Origin of the sequence: Acinetobacter brisouisimilis, from assembly GCF_000368265.1 — a bacterium.
Lineage (GTDB): Bacteria > Pseudomonadota > Gammaproteobacteria > Pseudomonadales > Moraxellaceae > Acinetobacter.
Genome location: NZ_KB851218.1, coordinates 229,827 through 244,617 on the forward strand (window position 1 = coordinate 229,827; position 14,791 = coordinate 244,617).

Consider the following 14,791-nt stretch of genomic DNA (forward strand, 5'->3'; position numbering starts at 1 on the left):
ATCTTAGGCGATTATTCTGACTTTATTTTCTCACTTTCCAAACCATGACTTCGAACTCCTCCGATATATTGAAAGCAATTGGCCTTTTGATTATTTCTGCCTTTTTATTTTCAATTATGGGGGTTTGTATTCGCTATGCGTCACATACTGTAGACAACGCGACTATTGTTTTTTTCCGCAATTTTATCGGGTTATTTATTTTTATTCCGATACTTTTACAAAAAGGGCCACAGTTTTTTAAAACTACAAAACTATGGATGCATTTGTGGCGTAGCATTGTCGGATTATCTGCAATGTATGGTTTTTTCTATGCGATTGCCCATCTTAAGCTCTCCAATGCCATGGTGTTTACTTATTCTTCCCCGATTTTTATTCCCGTAATTGCGTGGTTGTTTTTAAAAGAACGGATTACCAAATCCATGCTGATTGCGGCGCTGATTGGTTTAACAGGCGTCCTGTGTGTTGCAAAACCTGACTCAGGTATGTTTAACAGTATTTCGCTGATTGGGCTTACCGCCAGTTTTCTGGCAGCGATGGCTTTTGTCACAGTACGGGCGCTGACCGATACCGAACCTGCTGAACGAATTGTGTTTTATTTCTGCGCTTTTGGTTCACTGGTGTCGGCAATTCCAATGTTTTGGCTGATTCGCCCTTATCACTGGCAGGAGCTGGCATTTTTAATTAGTGCAGGTTTACTGGCCAATATCAGTCAGATTTTTATGTCCAAAGCCTACAGCCTGGCACCTGCTGGGCAGATTGGGCCTGTCAATTATATGGCAATTATTTTTGCAGGTATTTGGGGTTATTTCTTTTGGAAAGAATTGCCAGACCATGCCAGCTTAATTGGATTTATCCTCATTTTTGCCTCCATTTTACTGTGCAACCCAACTGTCTTAGGCAAGTTAAAATTTAAAAAATAATTAAAAATCTATAGCTTAAAAACTGTTGTATCGCAAAATAATGACAGAGACTTTTTTCTCAATAAAAACATGCTAAGCTGTTGCCATGCTTGACGGAGCGCGAGTAATCCCTCGCTGAGATTGTGTAAATTCTGTATTTAAACACAAGTACCGTTGAACCTGATCAGGTTAAAACCTGCGTAGGAATCAAGCCATCTAAAAACTACAGCTCGCGATTTATCCTTTCTAACCCGATAAATCCGCCACGTTTTTTGGTCGTGCTTGATTCGTTGATGTCATTCATAAGGATCATGACCATGAACCAATTAACGAATCCGTCCCCTGCTGATATTTCAGCACAACATGAACAAGATGCAAAAGATCTGACCCGTATTTTGCCTGCATCGCGCAAAGTCTATGTTCAAGGCTCTCGCCCAGACATTCAAGTACCCTTCCGTGAAATCTCACTGACTGAAACGCCTACAGGTTTGGGTGGTGAGCATAATCCACCTGTCATGGTCTATGACACTTCAGGCGTGTATACTGACCCGAATACGCAAATTAACCTCAATCAAGGTTTGCCATCAGTTCGTGGCACTTGGATTGAAGAACGTGCTGATACCGATGTACTCGACACCTTAACCTCGAAGTTCGGTCAAGAACGCCTCAAAGATATCCGTACCGCAGAAATCCGTTTCGCCCATATTCAAAACCCTCGCCGTGCCAAGGCAGGTAAAAACGTTACGCAAATGCATTATGCCAAGCAAGGTATTATTACGCCTGAAATGGAATATATCGCAATTCGTGAAAACCAGCGTCAGCGTGAAGATGTCGATATGCGTCAGCACGCAGGGCAAAACTTTGGTGCGCAAAACCTTAAAGAAATTACCCCTGAATTTGTGCGTCAGGAAGTGGCTGCGGGACGTGCGATTATTCCTGCCAACATTAACCACCCTGAACTTGAGCCAATGATTATCGGGCGCAATTTCTTGGTGAAAATCAATGCCAATATTGGTAACTCCGCGCTTGGTTCTTCGATTGATGAAGAAGTGGCGAAAATGACCTGGGCAACCCGTTGGGGCGCTGACACCATCATGGACTTGTCAACAGGGAAAAATATTCACGAAACCCGTGAATGGATTATCCGCAACTCGCCAGTGCCTATCGGTACCGTGCCAATCTACCAAGCACTAGAAAAAGTCGATGGCGTTGCCGAAGACCTGACTTGGGAAATCTTTAAAGACACCCTGATCGAACAGGCTGAGCAAGGCGTGGATTACTTCACTATCCATGCAGGTGTATTGCTGCGTTATGTGCCAATGACGGCTAACCGTCTGACAGGTATTGTGTCACGTGGTGGTTCGATCATGGCACAGTGGTGTCTGGCACATCATGAAGAAAACTTCCTGTATACGCACTTTGATGAAATCTGTGAAATCATGAAAGCCTATGACGTGTCATTCAGCTTAGGTGATGGTTTACGCCCAGGCTGTATTCAGGATGCCAATGACGAAGCACAGTTCAGTGAACTTAAAACACTGGGTGAGCTGACCCACCGTGCATGGGAACATGATGTTCAGGTCATGATCGAAGGCCCTGGACACGTGCCAATGCACATGATCAAGGAAAATATGGACTTACAGCTTGAAGTCTGTAAAGAAGCGCCATTCTATACTCTTGGGCCGCTAGCGACCGATATCGCACCGGGTTATGACCACATCACTTCAGCGATTGGTGCAGCCATGATTGGTTGGTACGGAACAGCCATGCTGTGCTATGTGACACCAAAAGAACACTTGGGTCTGCCAAACAAGAAAGATGTGAAAGATGGCATTATTACCTACAAGATTGCTGCGCATGCTGCTGACCTTGCCAAAGGGCATCCGGGTGCACAAGTACGTGACAATGCGCTGTCAAAAGCACGTTTTGAGTTCCGTTGGGATGATCAGTTCAACTTAAGTCTGGACCCAGATACGGCGCGTAGCATGCATGATGAAACCTTGCCGAAAGAAGCGCATAAATCAGCACACTTCTGCTCAATGTGTGGTCCTAAATTCTGCTCGATGAAAATCACGCAAAACGTGAGAGATTATGCAGAAAATCAAAAAAATGCAAATCAGCCAGATATTCAAAATCAAGAAGTTGAACAAGGCTTACAAAGCATGAAGGAAACCTACCAGCAGACAGGGCAAAAGTTATACCACAAGGTCTAATTTTCCCATAAAAAAGAGTTGCCTTAATTCATAGCTCAGTTAGGATGAAATGAAATATTTCATCCTAATTTTGCTTATGAATATCGTTGAGCATGCAAGCTATAACAAACAAGATGTTGAAGTGACTTCTCGCAAAACATTATTTAAAGGTTTCTTGCAAGTTGAGAAAGTCAGTTTACGTCATCGTTTATTTAAAAAAACAAGCTATACCTCTGTTTTACAACGTGAATTAATTCACCGACCAGAAGCAGCAGGTGTACTCATTTATAATGATCAGCAACAACGCTTTGCACTGATTGAGCAATTCCGTGTTGGCGCACTCGATGATCAGCAATCACCATGGCAACTGGAAATTATTGCAGGCGTCCTCGATGGGGATGAATCACCAGAAACCTGTATTCGCCGTGAAAGCCTAGAAGAGTCAGGTTGTCAGCTTGACCAACTCCAGCATTTATTCAGTTTTTACCCTTCCGCAGGCGCATGTTCCGAGTTATTTCATCTGTATGCCGCACAAGCGGACTTGCCTGAACAGGGTGGAATTTTTGGGGTCGCCGACGAAGGCGAAAATATTCAATTACATCTTTTTGATTATGCTGACCTAGCCCGATTGCTGACGAGCGGACGACTTGCCAATGCGCCTGTAATTATGGCATTGCAATGGTTACAGCAACATCTTCAAAAATAAATGGCACTCAAGTGTGATAGATGCGATGACACAACAGGCTCAAACTATTATTCAAATTAGCGATACCCACTTGATGGAGCATGCCGGTGCGACATTTGTGGAAATGTGTCCAGAACATAACTTTCATGGAATTATGCAACATATTGTTGCCACACATCCCCATATTCAAGCCATTGTACACACGGGAGATGTCGCGCAAGACGCAACGCCAACCACTTATGCCCGCTATATGCAATATATGCAGAGTTTAGGCATTCCATTTTATCAAACGCCTGGCAATCATGACGATCTGCACTATTTTCCGTATTCACAACCCGCGCCCATTACAGTGATCGATTTGATGCCGTGGACGATCGTTTTATTGACAACGACAGTCACGGGAAAAATTGATGGACATATTGATCAAGATCAATTAGATCAATTAGATCAATTGTTACAGCAATTGAATGACCGTTTTGTGCTTATTGGCTGTCATCATCATCCACTGCATATGCAATCCACCTGGATCGATCATCACCGGCTTAAAAATAGTGCTGACCTGTGCTCTGTACTTCATAAATTTTCTCAAGTTAAAGCTGTGATTCACGGGCACGTCCACCAAGAATTTTCACAGATTCAAGACAATATCGAATTTTTAGCTGTTCCATCGACCTGTGTTCAGTTTGAACCCCAAAGCCATGATTTCGCTCTGGGACATAGCGATGCACCAGGTTATCGTGTATTGGATTTGTATAATGACGGACGTATAGACAGTAGGGTTTACCGTGTCAATCACCTCATTCCAAAAATAAATAATGAGATTTCAGGTTATTAACTTTTCATTTGGTGCAATTTCGATTAAGTTAACCGTCTTGAAAAAGGATCGCTTGGGTAGAATTTAAGACTATTCAAGTATGCAAAAAGTCTTTATGATGACGACCCCTTGAGCATGAATTCACTTGAGGGTGAAATAACAAAAAACTTGCATATCACCATAGCGATTACGTCGATCTCGATGTATATGATGAGGAATGCCCTATTATGGCGAATGACAACCTAAACCAAGTCTTAGATGACCACACAGATGCACCGAAACGTGCACCACGTAAGACCAAGCCTAAGGCTTCTGAAGGCAGCTCAACAGCAAGCTTATTCGGTATCGCTCCTTATGAACCGAAGAAAAATGAAGAGTATATGTCTGAAGGTCAGCTTAAGCACTTCCATCAAATTCTTGAAGCTTGGAAAGCCGAGCTTATGTCTGAGGTTGATCGTACACTCAACACCATGCAAGACGAATCAACTGCTTTGCCAGATGTAAATGACCGTGCAACCCAAGAAGAAGAGTTTGCCATTGAACTGCGTACACGTGACCGTGAACGTAAACTGATTCGTAAGATTGAACAATCTCTTACTGCAATCAAAGATGAAGATTATGGCTTCTGTGAAACTTGCGGTATTGAAATTGGTTTACGCCGCCTAGAAGCTCGTCCAACAGCGACTTTATGTATCGACTGTAAGACCTTGGCAGAAATCAAAGAGAAGCAAAACAACGGTTAAACCATGAGTGAATTGCAGTCCATGCAGTCTGCTTACGTGGGTCGGTTTGCGCCATCGCCAACCGGCCCGTTGCATTTTGGTTCACTACTCACTGCTGTTGCCAGCTATTGCGATGCAAAATCGCAAAATGGTACATGGCTGGTTCGGATTGAAGACACCGACATTCCCCGCATTTATCCTGGCAGTGAAACACATATTTTACAGTGCCTAGATGCCTTTGCATTTGAACCTGATTCTGACATTATTTTTCAAAAAGACCGTCTAGATCTATATCAAGACGTACTCAATCAACTCCAGCAGCAAGACCTTGTCTATGCCTGCCAGTGTACCCGTAAAATGCTCGGCTCCAATGCCATTTATGCAGGGACTTGCCGCAAGCTAAAATTACCATTTGAACATCAGGCCATTCGGGTCAAAGTCAGTGATCAGCTCATCTGTTTTGATGACCGCCTACAAGGTCGACATTGTTCCAATCTTGCCCATGAGCTCGGTGATTTTGTTTTGAAACGTCGCGATGACATTATTAACTATCAACTGGCTGTCGTGGTTGATGACTATTTACAAGGCATGACCCATGTGGTGCGTGGCGCAGACCTGCTGGATAATACTGAACGGCAAATCTGGCTCGGGCAATTACTCGGCTATCCGCACCTCAGCTATATGCATTTGCCTCTTGCTATGAATGCTCAGGGGCAAAAACTCTCCAAGCAAAATCTGGCACAGGCACTTGACCCGACACAAGCACCACAGCTTTTACAACAAGCGATTGCTGCCTTACATCAGTTACCTGTTGAACTCGATCACCCTGCCCGCATGCTTACACAGGCAGTTGCGCAGTGGGATGTTTCACGAATTCCGCGAACCACGCAACTTACACAGATTTATCAATAAAAAACCACACGATTGCGTGGTTTTTTATTTTTAGAAGTTGGAGACTTCCTGATTGGGGTTGGTCTGCCTAGTCGATGCGTCAATTTTCAGTACAAAAGCAATCATCACCGCACACATCATCAGCGATGTCCCGCCATAACTAATAAACGGCAAGGTCAAACCTTTGGTTGGCAGCATGCCCATGTTCATGCCTGCATTCACCAGAATCTGCATCAGGAAAATCATGCTAATCCCGTATGCCAGATAACCTGCGCGTAAATAGTTATTTTTTAAGGCGCGTTGCCCAATCCGCACACAACATGCCAGCATCACGAACTCAAGCCCTAACACTGTGGTAATGCCTATAAAACCAAACTCTTCACCCAAGATCGCCAGCATGAAATCGGTATGTGCTTCAGGTAAATAGGACATTTTTTGCATACTGTGCCCGAGTCCGACACCAAACCATTCACCACGTCCAAAGGCCATCAAGGCATTCGACAACTGATAACCTGAACCCAGTGGATCTGCCCACGGGTTACTGAAAGACACCAGACGTTCATAACGATACGGTTCAAATACGATCAGAAACACCAAGGCAATCAGAATCGCGCCAATATAAAACAGGAACTGGATGATCGGTGCGCCTGCCAAAAAGAACACGCCAAACATCATCATCACAATAACCACGGTTGCCCCAAGGTCAGGTTCAGCCAAAATCAAACCAACCGTAATCGACATGATCCCACCTAAACGCACCAAGCCCATCCAGCTATTACGGACTTCATGGGCACGACGCACCACATAATCTGCAGTAAAGATTGCCATCATCAACTTGGCAACTTCCGTTGGCTGCAAGGTAAAACCTGCAATACGAATCCAGCGTGTTGAACCATTGACCTCGGTTCCTACACCAAGTGCCACGACTAACAGACCAATCGTAACTAACCAGAACAAAAAGGTATTTTTAAACCAGTAATCCAGCGGAAATTTGGACGTAACAAATGCTGCAATGGCAGCAATCACAATCGAAATGGCATGTCGTTCCAAGAAATAAAATGGATCATGCTGCTTGGCATCGGCATAAGGCATAGATGCCGATCCCACCATCACTGTCCCGATCACCAGTAAACTCACCACACAGAAAATCAAAATATTACGTGCAGTGATTTCGCTCGGAAATTTTGGGGCAATGCGAGTATAGAGACTTTGCAGTTTGCTCATACCTTGAGTAATTACAGCCATACGTGCTCCCTGATTCTTGCTTATGCAGACAAGGCTTGTACACAAGCCACAAACTGATGTCCTCGGTCAGCGTAACCTTTGAACATGTCAAAGCTTGCACAGGCAGGCGACAATAACACCACATCATGTGCTTGGGTATGCTGTTGGCATAACGCGACTGCCTGCTGCAAACTATCGGCATATAGTAACTTGGTTGTACCTGCGATTGCCTGCTCAATGAGTGGAGCATCCTCACCAATCAACACGGCAACTTTGACATATTTTTGTAGCGAATCACGCAAGGCTTTGAAATCTTGTCCTTTGCCCTGACCACCCAAAATCACAGCCACTTTGCCCTGCTGAGCTTCGATTGCTGCACCCAAGCCATCAATCGCCGCTAAAGTGGCACCAATGTTTGTTCCTTTAGAATCATTGTAATAACGCACGTCTTGTACAGTTGCCACATATTCACAGCGATGTTCCAGACCTTTAAACTGCTTTAAAGTTTCCAGCATGGAATCCATTGGCAAACCAATCGCCTCACCGAGCGCCAAACATGCCAAGGCATTGGCAACATTGTGCGTCCCCTGAATATACATGTCAGAACTTTTCAGCAAACGCTCACGTCCACGTGCGAGCCAGATTGTGCCATCCAAATCTTTTAAAATACCGTACTGCTGAATGTCTGGGGCGTTTAAACCGAAGCTCTGCATCGGGGTGGTGTCAGGAACTAAAGGGCGAGTTAAATTATCATCGCGGTTAAAGACCACTTTTTTCACGCCTTGGAAAATGCGGTGCTTGGCTTGATGGTAACCCCACATATCGCCATGACGGTCAAGATGGTCTTCACTCATGTTAAGCACCACCGCAACTTCGGCATTGAGATGCAACGTAGTTTCAAGTTGAAAACTAGATAATTCCAATACTAGCAATTCAGGATCATCTTTGAGCAAGTCCAGTGCTGGGCGACCCAAATTCCCGCCTACAGCCACTTTTTTACCTGCATCTTTTGCCATTAAGCCGACCAAAGTGGTGACGGTGCTTTTGGCATTGGAACCTGTAATTGCGACAATCGGTGCATCGGTTGCACGGCGCAACAATTGCACATCACCCACGACAGAAATGCCTTGGGCAATGGCTTGCTGAATTTCAGGCAGTTGTGGCGCAAGCCCTGGGCTTAAAATAACTTCTTCGGCTTGCAAGAGCAAATCAACATCCAGTTTACCAAAACTGGTCTGCACATGACTTGGAATCTGATCATGTCCAGGCGGTGTCGCACGCGAATCGGTCACCGCAACCTGATAACCCTGTTCCACCAAAAAATTGACAGCTGAAACACCAGAAATACCAAGCCCTGCAACGACTTTCAATCCACCGCGTTGTATTAACATATTTGCCCCATCGCATTTATTTTTAAACTTGGCAAATGTTAGCACTTTGCTTTTTGGAAAGCTTTTCCTGATCGAGGCTTATCGCATTTTTTTTGTATATTCACGTAAAAAAACCGCCAGTATTTGGCGGTTTTACAGATCAGTTCAATGCAGTTATTTCCACTTCACCGCTTGGACTGTAACTTTATTTTTGCTCTGCGCAGAACTGTCAGCACTACAACCGCAGCCTCCCGAACAGCCTGCCGACATCGTCGGACGTAGCCATTTTGCCAAAGTCATCCAGCCGCGCTGCTCACAACTGCGTGCCAGAGCAGAAAACACAGTATATGCCGATTGAGGGAAAATCTTTTTAAAGGTATAGATGGCACTCCAAAGCACTAATACCGCAATAATCAGATAACTCACCATACTCACCTCCGCTTGCATTTAGCCCAGATAATGGGACGCAATTTGATAGGTTAAAAATGCTGCAAAATAAGCTAATGCAAATAGATAGCCTGTCATCCACGCCACCATTTTCCATGAACCTGTTTCACGGCGTACCGTTGCCAATGTCGATAAACAATGTGGTGCATAGATGTACCACACTAAAAGTGATAACCCTGTTGCCAGACTCCAGCCGCTACCTGGTGCACTAATTAAATGACTTAAACCCTGTGCCATCGCATCATCGTTGGCAGCAGACAATGCATACACTGTTCCTAGAGATGCCACCATCACTTCACGGGCTGCCATCCCTGGAATGAGGGCAATACAGATTTGCCAGTTAAAGCCAACCGGTGCAAAAAATGGCTGCATGAAATGCCCAATATATCCTGCAAAGCTGTAATTAATTGGCGATAAAGCAGCATGCTCTGGTGCTTGCGGAAAACTACACAAAAACCAAAGCAAAATAGATAAAGCGAAGATAATCCCACCCACACGCTTCAAGAAGATTTTGGCGCGATCGAGCAAGCCAATCCCGATACTTTTCATATTCGGAAAACGATAACTTGGCAGCTCCATGAGTAAAGCGTATTGGGATTTGTCTTTCTGGAAAAACTTTAAGACAAATGCCACGATTAACGCGCTGATAATGCCTGCCATATACAACGCAAACAGCACCAAACCCTGCAAATTGAAAATGCCCCACACCATTTTGCTGGGAATAAAGGCAGAGATCAGCAAGGCATACACGGGCAAACGTGCCGAACAGGTCATGAGTGGTGCAACAAAAATTGTGGTTAAGCGGTCACGCGGGTCCTGAATGGTTCGGGTCGCCATAATGCCAGGCACGGCACAAGCAAAGCTCGACAATAACGGAATAAATGCACGCCCACTTAAGCCCGCTTTATACATGAGTTTGTCCAGCAAAAATGCTGCACGAGGCAAATAACCCGTTTCTTCCAGAAGTAAAATAAAAAAGAATAAAATCAGAATCTGTGGCAAGAACACCACAACGCCGCCCGCACCCGCAATCACACCATCAACCACCAAGCTGTGTAGCAGCGGCTGCGTCACTAATGTGCCCATCTCGGTGCCCAACCAGGAGAATGCTTTGGTGATGGCTTCCTGAAAAGGCGCTGCCCAAGTAAAGACCGCCTGAAACACCACAAACATCAGCAAGGCTAGAACGACAAACCCCAATACAGGATGTAAAAAAATGCTGTCTAAAAATTCGGTACGTTTATCTTCATGATCTGAAAAGACCACGACATCTGCCAGAATCTGTGCAACTTTTTGATGCTGATCCCCCACGACACCGTTCATTTCTGTCTGTGGCAAGGCAAATTTTTTCTGACTCAAAGCATCAATCAGATTCATCACCCCTGACGAGGTTTTAGCAACAGTTTCAACAACAGGAATACCAAGGCGTTCAGACAGTTTCTGTGAGTTAATCTGAATACCACGGCGGCGTGCTTCATCCATCATGTTCAAAACCAGCAGCACAGGTCGTCCGAGCTCAATGACTTCTAAAACCAAACCCAAATGCAACCGCAAGTTAGTAGCATCTACCACACACAAAAATGCATCCTGCTGGCTTTCATCTTTGATTTTACCAAGACAGACATCACGAGTCACGGCTTCATCAGGGCTAGTCGCCTCGAGGCTATAAGCTCCAGGCAAATCCAGTACCCGCACCTGATTGCCAGAAGGTAACTGAAAAAAGCCGATTTTACGTTCAACCGTGACGCCAGCATAGTTGCCAACTTTTTGACGGGTTCCCGTCAGTTGGTTAAAAACCGAGGTTTTACCACAGTTTGGATTGCCGACTAGAGCAACACGCAAAGTTTCGCTCATGTTACAGCTCCCTGTGCGGAAATTTCAATTTTCTGAGCTTCTGCTTTTCGCAAGGCAAAACGAGTAAAGCCAATCTGAATCAGCAGTGGATCACCACCAAAGACCCCTTTGGCGACAACTTTCACAGGTGTTCCTGGAATAAAGCCCAAGGTTTCCAATCGACTTGCTATTAAATCCGCCTTGCCATCATCAACAGTTTGACGGTTGACTTTGGTAATGACAGCGGCTTGTTTTACCTTTAAATCTGATAACCGCACAGCGTTCTACTCACAGACATTTGATTTATTATAAACATAAATGAGAATAATTTACATACACTACTTGCATCTAGCTTAGCTTTACAATTCGACTTTTACAGAAATTTATTCTAGAGTGAAATAGCACTTTTTATACTGATTCATATCTGATAGATGATCAACAAGAAACCTCGTATTCCAACAGCGATTAATATTCCAAAAAATTTAGAATTTTTATTTGGTTACAGAGACTATCTCGTTGCTCAAACCGTCAGCCCGCACACCCGAAATGCTTATTTGTCTGACCTGATCCAGTGTAGCCAGTATATGGAAAAACCGTTATTAGACTGGTCAAGTGAAGATATTACCGATGTATTGATCGCATTCACACAACAAGGGAAAAGCCCACGCTCCATTGCCCGCCTTTTGTCTGCGCTACGTTCTTTTTTCAAGTTTTTACGAGAACAGCAACTACGCACCGACAATCCGCTGAGTACCCATAAAACTCCAAAACTGGGGCGTGCCCTGCCTCAAGATTTATCTGAAAGCCAAGTTGATGCCCTGATTCAAGCACCCAATACCGAAACTGCGCTCGGTTTACGGGATCGAACCATGCTAGAAGTACTCTATGCTTGTGGCTTGCGGGTTTCAGAGCTCATCACGCTGCGCCTAGAATTACTCAATCTTAAACAAGGCTATGTACGAATTGTCGGAAAAGGCAATAAAGAGCGTCTGGTTCCATTAGGGCAAATTGCTTGTGAATGGCTGGAACGCTATCTCAGTGAATCACGTTCACAACTGTTAAAATCAAGCAGCGACTATGTGTTTTTAACCCAGCAAGGCGGCATTATGAGTCGGCAGAATTTTTGGTATGTGATCAAACGCTATGCCCTACAGGCTGGTATCGACTTTGAAATTTCACCGCACACTTTACGGCACGCCTTTGCTACACATTTACTCAATCACGGTGCCGACCTGCGCGTAGTACAAATGCTCTTGGGGCATAGTGACCTGTCCACCACGCAAATTTATACCCATGTCGCACAAATCCGCATGCAGCAACTACATCAGCAATACCACCCTCGCGCATAACCTTCGCTGTGTTATCGAAGAATTACACAGAATAATGAAAATTCACGAAGCACCACACATTTTTTGTTATGCTAACGGTGTTTTCTTTTTATTGACCAGTCAAAGGGTTATTTATGTCCTTGCACCGTTCCAAAATTTTCCTAGCATGTACACTTGCCGCTGCTGGTATGCTCAGTGCGTGCTCTAAAGATAAAAATACTGAACAAAAAACTGATTCTCTGACTGCAACGGCACCTGCAACAGGACAAGCTTCGCCAATTCTAGAACGCAATGCCAAACAGCGGTTAATCAATACCCTGCAAGAAAGTTTAAAAAAAGCCAACATCAACGTTAAAATTATTGATATTAAAACCACTGAAATTCCCAATATTTACTGGGTCAACCTAGACGGCATGCCATCGGTTTATGCTATGGCTGATGGTAAATACCTGATTCAGGGTGATGTGCTGCGTTTAGGCGATACGAAACTGCAAAATGTCAGTCAAGCCTTACAAGCGACTGAAAACAAAAAACTGTTTGCTGCACTCAATCCCAAAGATTTAATTGTTTACCCTGCTCAAGGCGCGACAAAACATATTGTCTATGTGTTTACTGATGCCAACTGTCCATACTGCCATAAACTGCACGAACATTTGCCTGAGATCAATGCCAAAGGCATTGAAGTCCGCTATATTGCCTGGCCACGTGGCGAGCAGTTCTTCCCGACCATGGAAGCCATTTGGTGTAATAATGACCGTAAATCAGCCTTTAATGCAGTGATACAAGGGCAGCAAATTTCCGCAGTACAGTGTAATAGCCCTGTAAAAGCCCAATATCAACTCGGCATTAAAATTGGGGTCAATGGTACACCTGCAATTTACTCACAAGATGGTTTATACCTTGGCGGCTATCTCAGCCCTGAAGAACTAGAGCAACATTTGGAAAAATAATCTGAAATAAGGTGAAGATATTGTGATCTTCACCCTAGAGTCTGTGCATTTTTTTAGCTATGATCAACCTCAATCGCAATAAATACTTGGAGTGTGACGTGAAACCAGTTCGCCTGGCTATATTAGGTCTTGGTACCGTAGGTGGTGGTGCCCTTAAATTATTACAAGAAAACGCCGCTGAAATTAAACGTCGCACAGGTCGAGAAATTCAAATTACCTACGTTGGTACCCGCCGCCCTCGCCCAGACCTCAATTTAGAAGGGATTAAACAAAGCGCTGACTTGCTCGAAATCGTTCGCCAACCCGATGTCGATGTTGTGGTTGAAGTCATGGGCGGTATTCACCCTGCTTATGAAATCATTTATGAAGCGATTAAACATGGTAAGCATGTTGTTACTGCCAACAAAGCCCTTATGGCTGAACATGGCAATGAACTGTTTAAAGCTGCTGAAGATCACAAAGTTCAGATTGCTTATGAAGCTGCTGTTGCGGGTGGTATTCCAATTATTAAAGTTATCCGTGAAGGTCTGGCAGCCAATAAAATTGATTGGTTAGCAGGTATCATCAACGGTACAGGTAACTTCATTCTGACTGAAATGCGTGACAAAGGTCGTGCTTTTGCCGATGTATTAAAAGAAGCTCAAGAGCTTGGCTATGCAGAAGCTGATCCAACTTTTGACGTTGAAGGCATTGATGCTGCACACAAACTCACCATTTTAGCCTCTTGTGCATTTGGTATTCCTTTACAGTTCAATAAAGTCTATACCGAAGGCATCAGCAAAATTACTGCGCAAGATGTGAAATATGCTGAAGAACTTGGCTTTCGCATCAAGCACTTGGGGATCGCCCGTCGCACTGACAAAGGCATTGAACTGCGTGTTCACCCAACCCTGATTCCTGCTGAAGAACTGCTGGCCAATGTCAATGGCGTGAAAAATGCCGTTCTGGTTCAAGCCAATGCGGTTGGTCCAACTTTATATTATGGTGCGGGCGCAGGTGCAGGTCCAACCGCTTCAGCCGTAGTTGCCGATATCGTAGATATTGTACGTGACATTTCCTATACTGAAGATGGGGCAGGAACCATTCCTCAATTGGCCTTTGAAGCATTGGCCGATACGCCTATCTTGAGCCGCGAAGAAATGACTACAGGTTATTATATTCGCCTCAATGCTGAAGACCAAACTGGTGTACTTGCTGATGTGACAACCATTCTCAGCCGTGCAGGGATTAGTATTGATGCCATCATGCAACAATCCCGTTTAAAAGATCTTATTCCTATTGTGATTCTGACCGATCCGATCGTGGAATCCAAAATGGATGAGGCGCTTGCTCAAATTCAAGCGCTTCCTGCCATTCATGGCGAAATTGTGCGAATTCGTTTAGAATCGCTGGATAACTAATCAGGTCGAGGGGAACTCTCCCCTCTACGTGCTTCT

General features: G+C 44.5%; 14 protein-coding genes and 1 riboswitch. Of the genes, 9 read left to right on the forward strand and 5 right to left on the reverse strand.

The window, feature by feature from the left end; all coding sequences use genetic code 11:
• Window positions 1-44: 44 nt before the first annotated feature.
• The 6 genes from F975_RS02430 to gluQRS all read left to right on the forward strand — a co-directional run bounded on the left by F975_RS02430 (window position 45) and on the right by gluQRS (window position 6,224).
• The gene (locus F975_RS02430; RefSeq protein ID WP_004749909.1) at window positions 45-920 is read left to right on the forward strand and encodes a DMT family transporter; all 876 of its coding nucleotides are present in this window, start codon (window positions 45-47) and stop codon (window positions 918-920) included.
• 83 nt (window positions 921-1,003) lie between these two features.
• Window positions 1,004-1,123: riboswitch (TPP riboswitch) on the forward strand.
• Between the two features lie 93 nt (window positions 1,124-1,216).
• Window positions 1,217-3,112, forward strand: coding sequence for a phosphomethylpyrimidine synthase ThiC (thiC, locus tag F975_RS02435; RefSeq protein WP_004749910.1), 1,896 nt, complete (start codon window positions 1,217-1,219; stop codon window positions 3,110-3,112).
• A 76-nt stretch (window positions 3,113-3,188) separates the two neighbouring features.
• On the forward strand, window positions 3,189-3,797 hold the full coding sequence (locus tag F975_RS02440) for an NUDIX domain-containing protein (protein WP_034425602.1): 609 nt from the start codon (window positions 3,189-3,191) through the stop codon (window positions 3,795-3,797).
• A 25-nt stretch (window positions 3,798-3,822) separates the two neighbouring features.
• On the forward strand, window positions 3,823-4,611 hold the full coding sequence (locus F975_RS02445) for a metallophosphoesterase (protein WP_004749913.1): 789 nt from the start codon (window positions 3,823-3,825) through the stop codon (window positions 4,609-4,611).
• A 206-nt stretch (window positions 4,612-4,817) separates the two neighbouring features.
• Window positions 4,818-5,333: an RNA polymerase-binding protein DksA gene (gene dksA, locus F975_RS02450; RefSeq protein ID WP_004749914.1), complete on the forward strand. Its 516-nt coding sequence runs from the start codon at window positions 4,818-4,820 to the stop codon at window positions 5,331-5,333.
• 3 nt (window positions 5,334-5,336) lie between these two features.
• Window positions 5,337-6,224, forward strand: coding sequence for a tRNA glutamyl-Q(34) synthetase GluQRS (gene gluQRS, locus F975_RS02455; RefSeq protein ID WP_004749915.1), 888 nt, complete (start codon window positions 5,337-5,339; stop codon window positions 6,222-6,224).
• 30 nt (window positions 6,225-6,254) lie between these two features.
• On the opposite strand, the gene ftsW is transcribed toward gluQRS, so the two are convergent.
• The 5 genes from ftsW to F975_RS02480 form a co-directional block, all read right to left on the reverse strand.
• A complete protein-coding gene (ftsW, locus tag F975_RS02460) occupies window positions 6,255-7,448 on the reverse strand; it encodes a putative lipid II flippase FtsW (RefSeq protein ID WP_004749917.1) in 1,194 nt (397 codons plus the stop codon).
• 20 nt (window positions 7,449-7,468) lie between these two features.
• Window positions 7,469-8,818, reverse strand: coding sequence for a UDP-N-acetylmuramoyl-L-alanine--D-glutamate ligase (gene murD / locus F975_RS02465; RefSeq protein ID WP_004749919.1), 1,350 nt, complete (start codon window positions 8,816-8,818; stop codon window positions 7,469-7,471).
• 153 nt (window positions 8,819-8,971) lie between these two features.
• A complete protein-coding gene (locus tag F975_RS02470; RefSeq protein WP_004749920.1) occupies window positions 8,972-9,226 on the reverse strand; it encodes a DUF6587 family protein in 255 nt (84 codons plus the stop codon).
• An 18-nt stretch (window positions 9,227-9,244) separates the two neighbouring features.
• Window positions 9,245-11,098, reverse strand: a complete 1,854-nt coding sequence (gene feoB / locus F975_RS02475) for a ferrous iron transporter B (protein ID WP_004749921.1) — start codon at window positions 11,096-11,098, stop codon at window positions 9,245-9,247.
• A complete protein-coding gene (locus tag F975_RS02480; RefSeq protein WP_004749922.1) occupies window positions 11,095-11,355 on the reverse strand; it encodes a FeoA family protein in 261 nt (86 codons plus the stop codon). The genes feoB and F975_RS02480 overlap by 4 nt, the downstream gene beginning before the upstream one ends.
• A 153-nt stretch (window positions 11,356-11,508) precedes the next feature.
• Here F975_RS02480 and xerD point away from each other — a divergent pair, with 153 nt between their 5' ends.
• The 3 genes from xerD to F975_RS02495 all read left to right on the forward strand — a co-directional run bounded on the left by xerD (window position 11,509) and on the right by F975_RS02495 (window position 14,755).
• Window positions 11,509-12,426: a site-specific tyrosine recombinase XerD gene (xerD, locus tag F975_RS02485; RefSeq protein ID WP_004749923.1), complete on the forward strand. Its 918-nt coding sequence runs from the start codon at window positions 11,509-11,511 to the stop codon at window positions 12,424-12,426.
• 113 nt (window positions 12,427-12,539) lie between these two features.
• Window positions 12,540-13,355 (forward strand): DsbC family protein, encoded by an 816-nt coding sequence (locus F975_RS02490; protein ID WP_004749924.1) that lies wholly within the window; start codon window positions 12,540-12,542, stop codon window positions 13,353-13,355.
• 98 nt (window positions 13,356-13,453) lie between these two features.
• On the forward strand, window positions 13,454-14,755 hold the full coding sequence (locus tag F975_RS02495; RefSeq protein WP_004749925.1) for a homoserine dehydrogenase: 1,302 nt from the start codon (window positions 13,454-13,456) through the stop codon (window positions 14,753-14,755).
• Window positions 14,756-14,791 lie beyond the last annotated feature (36 nt).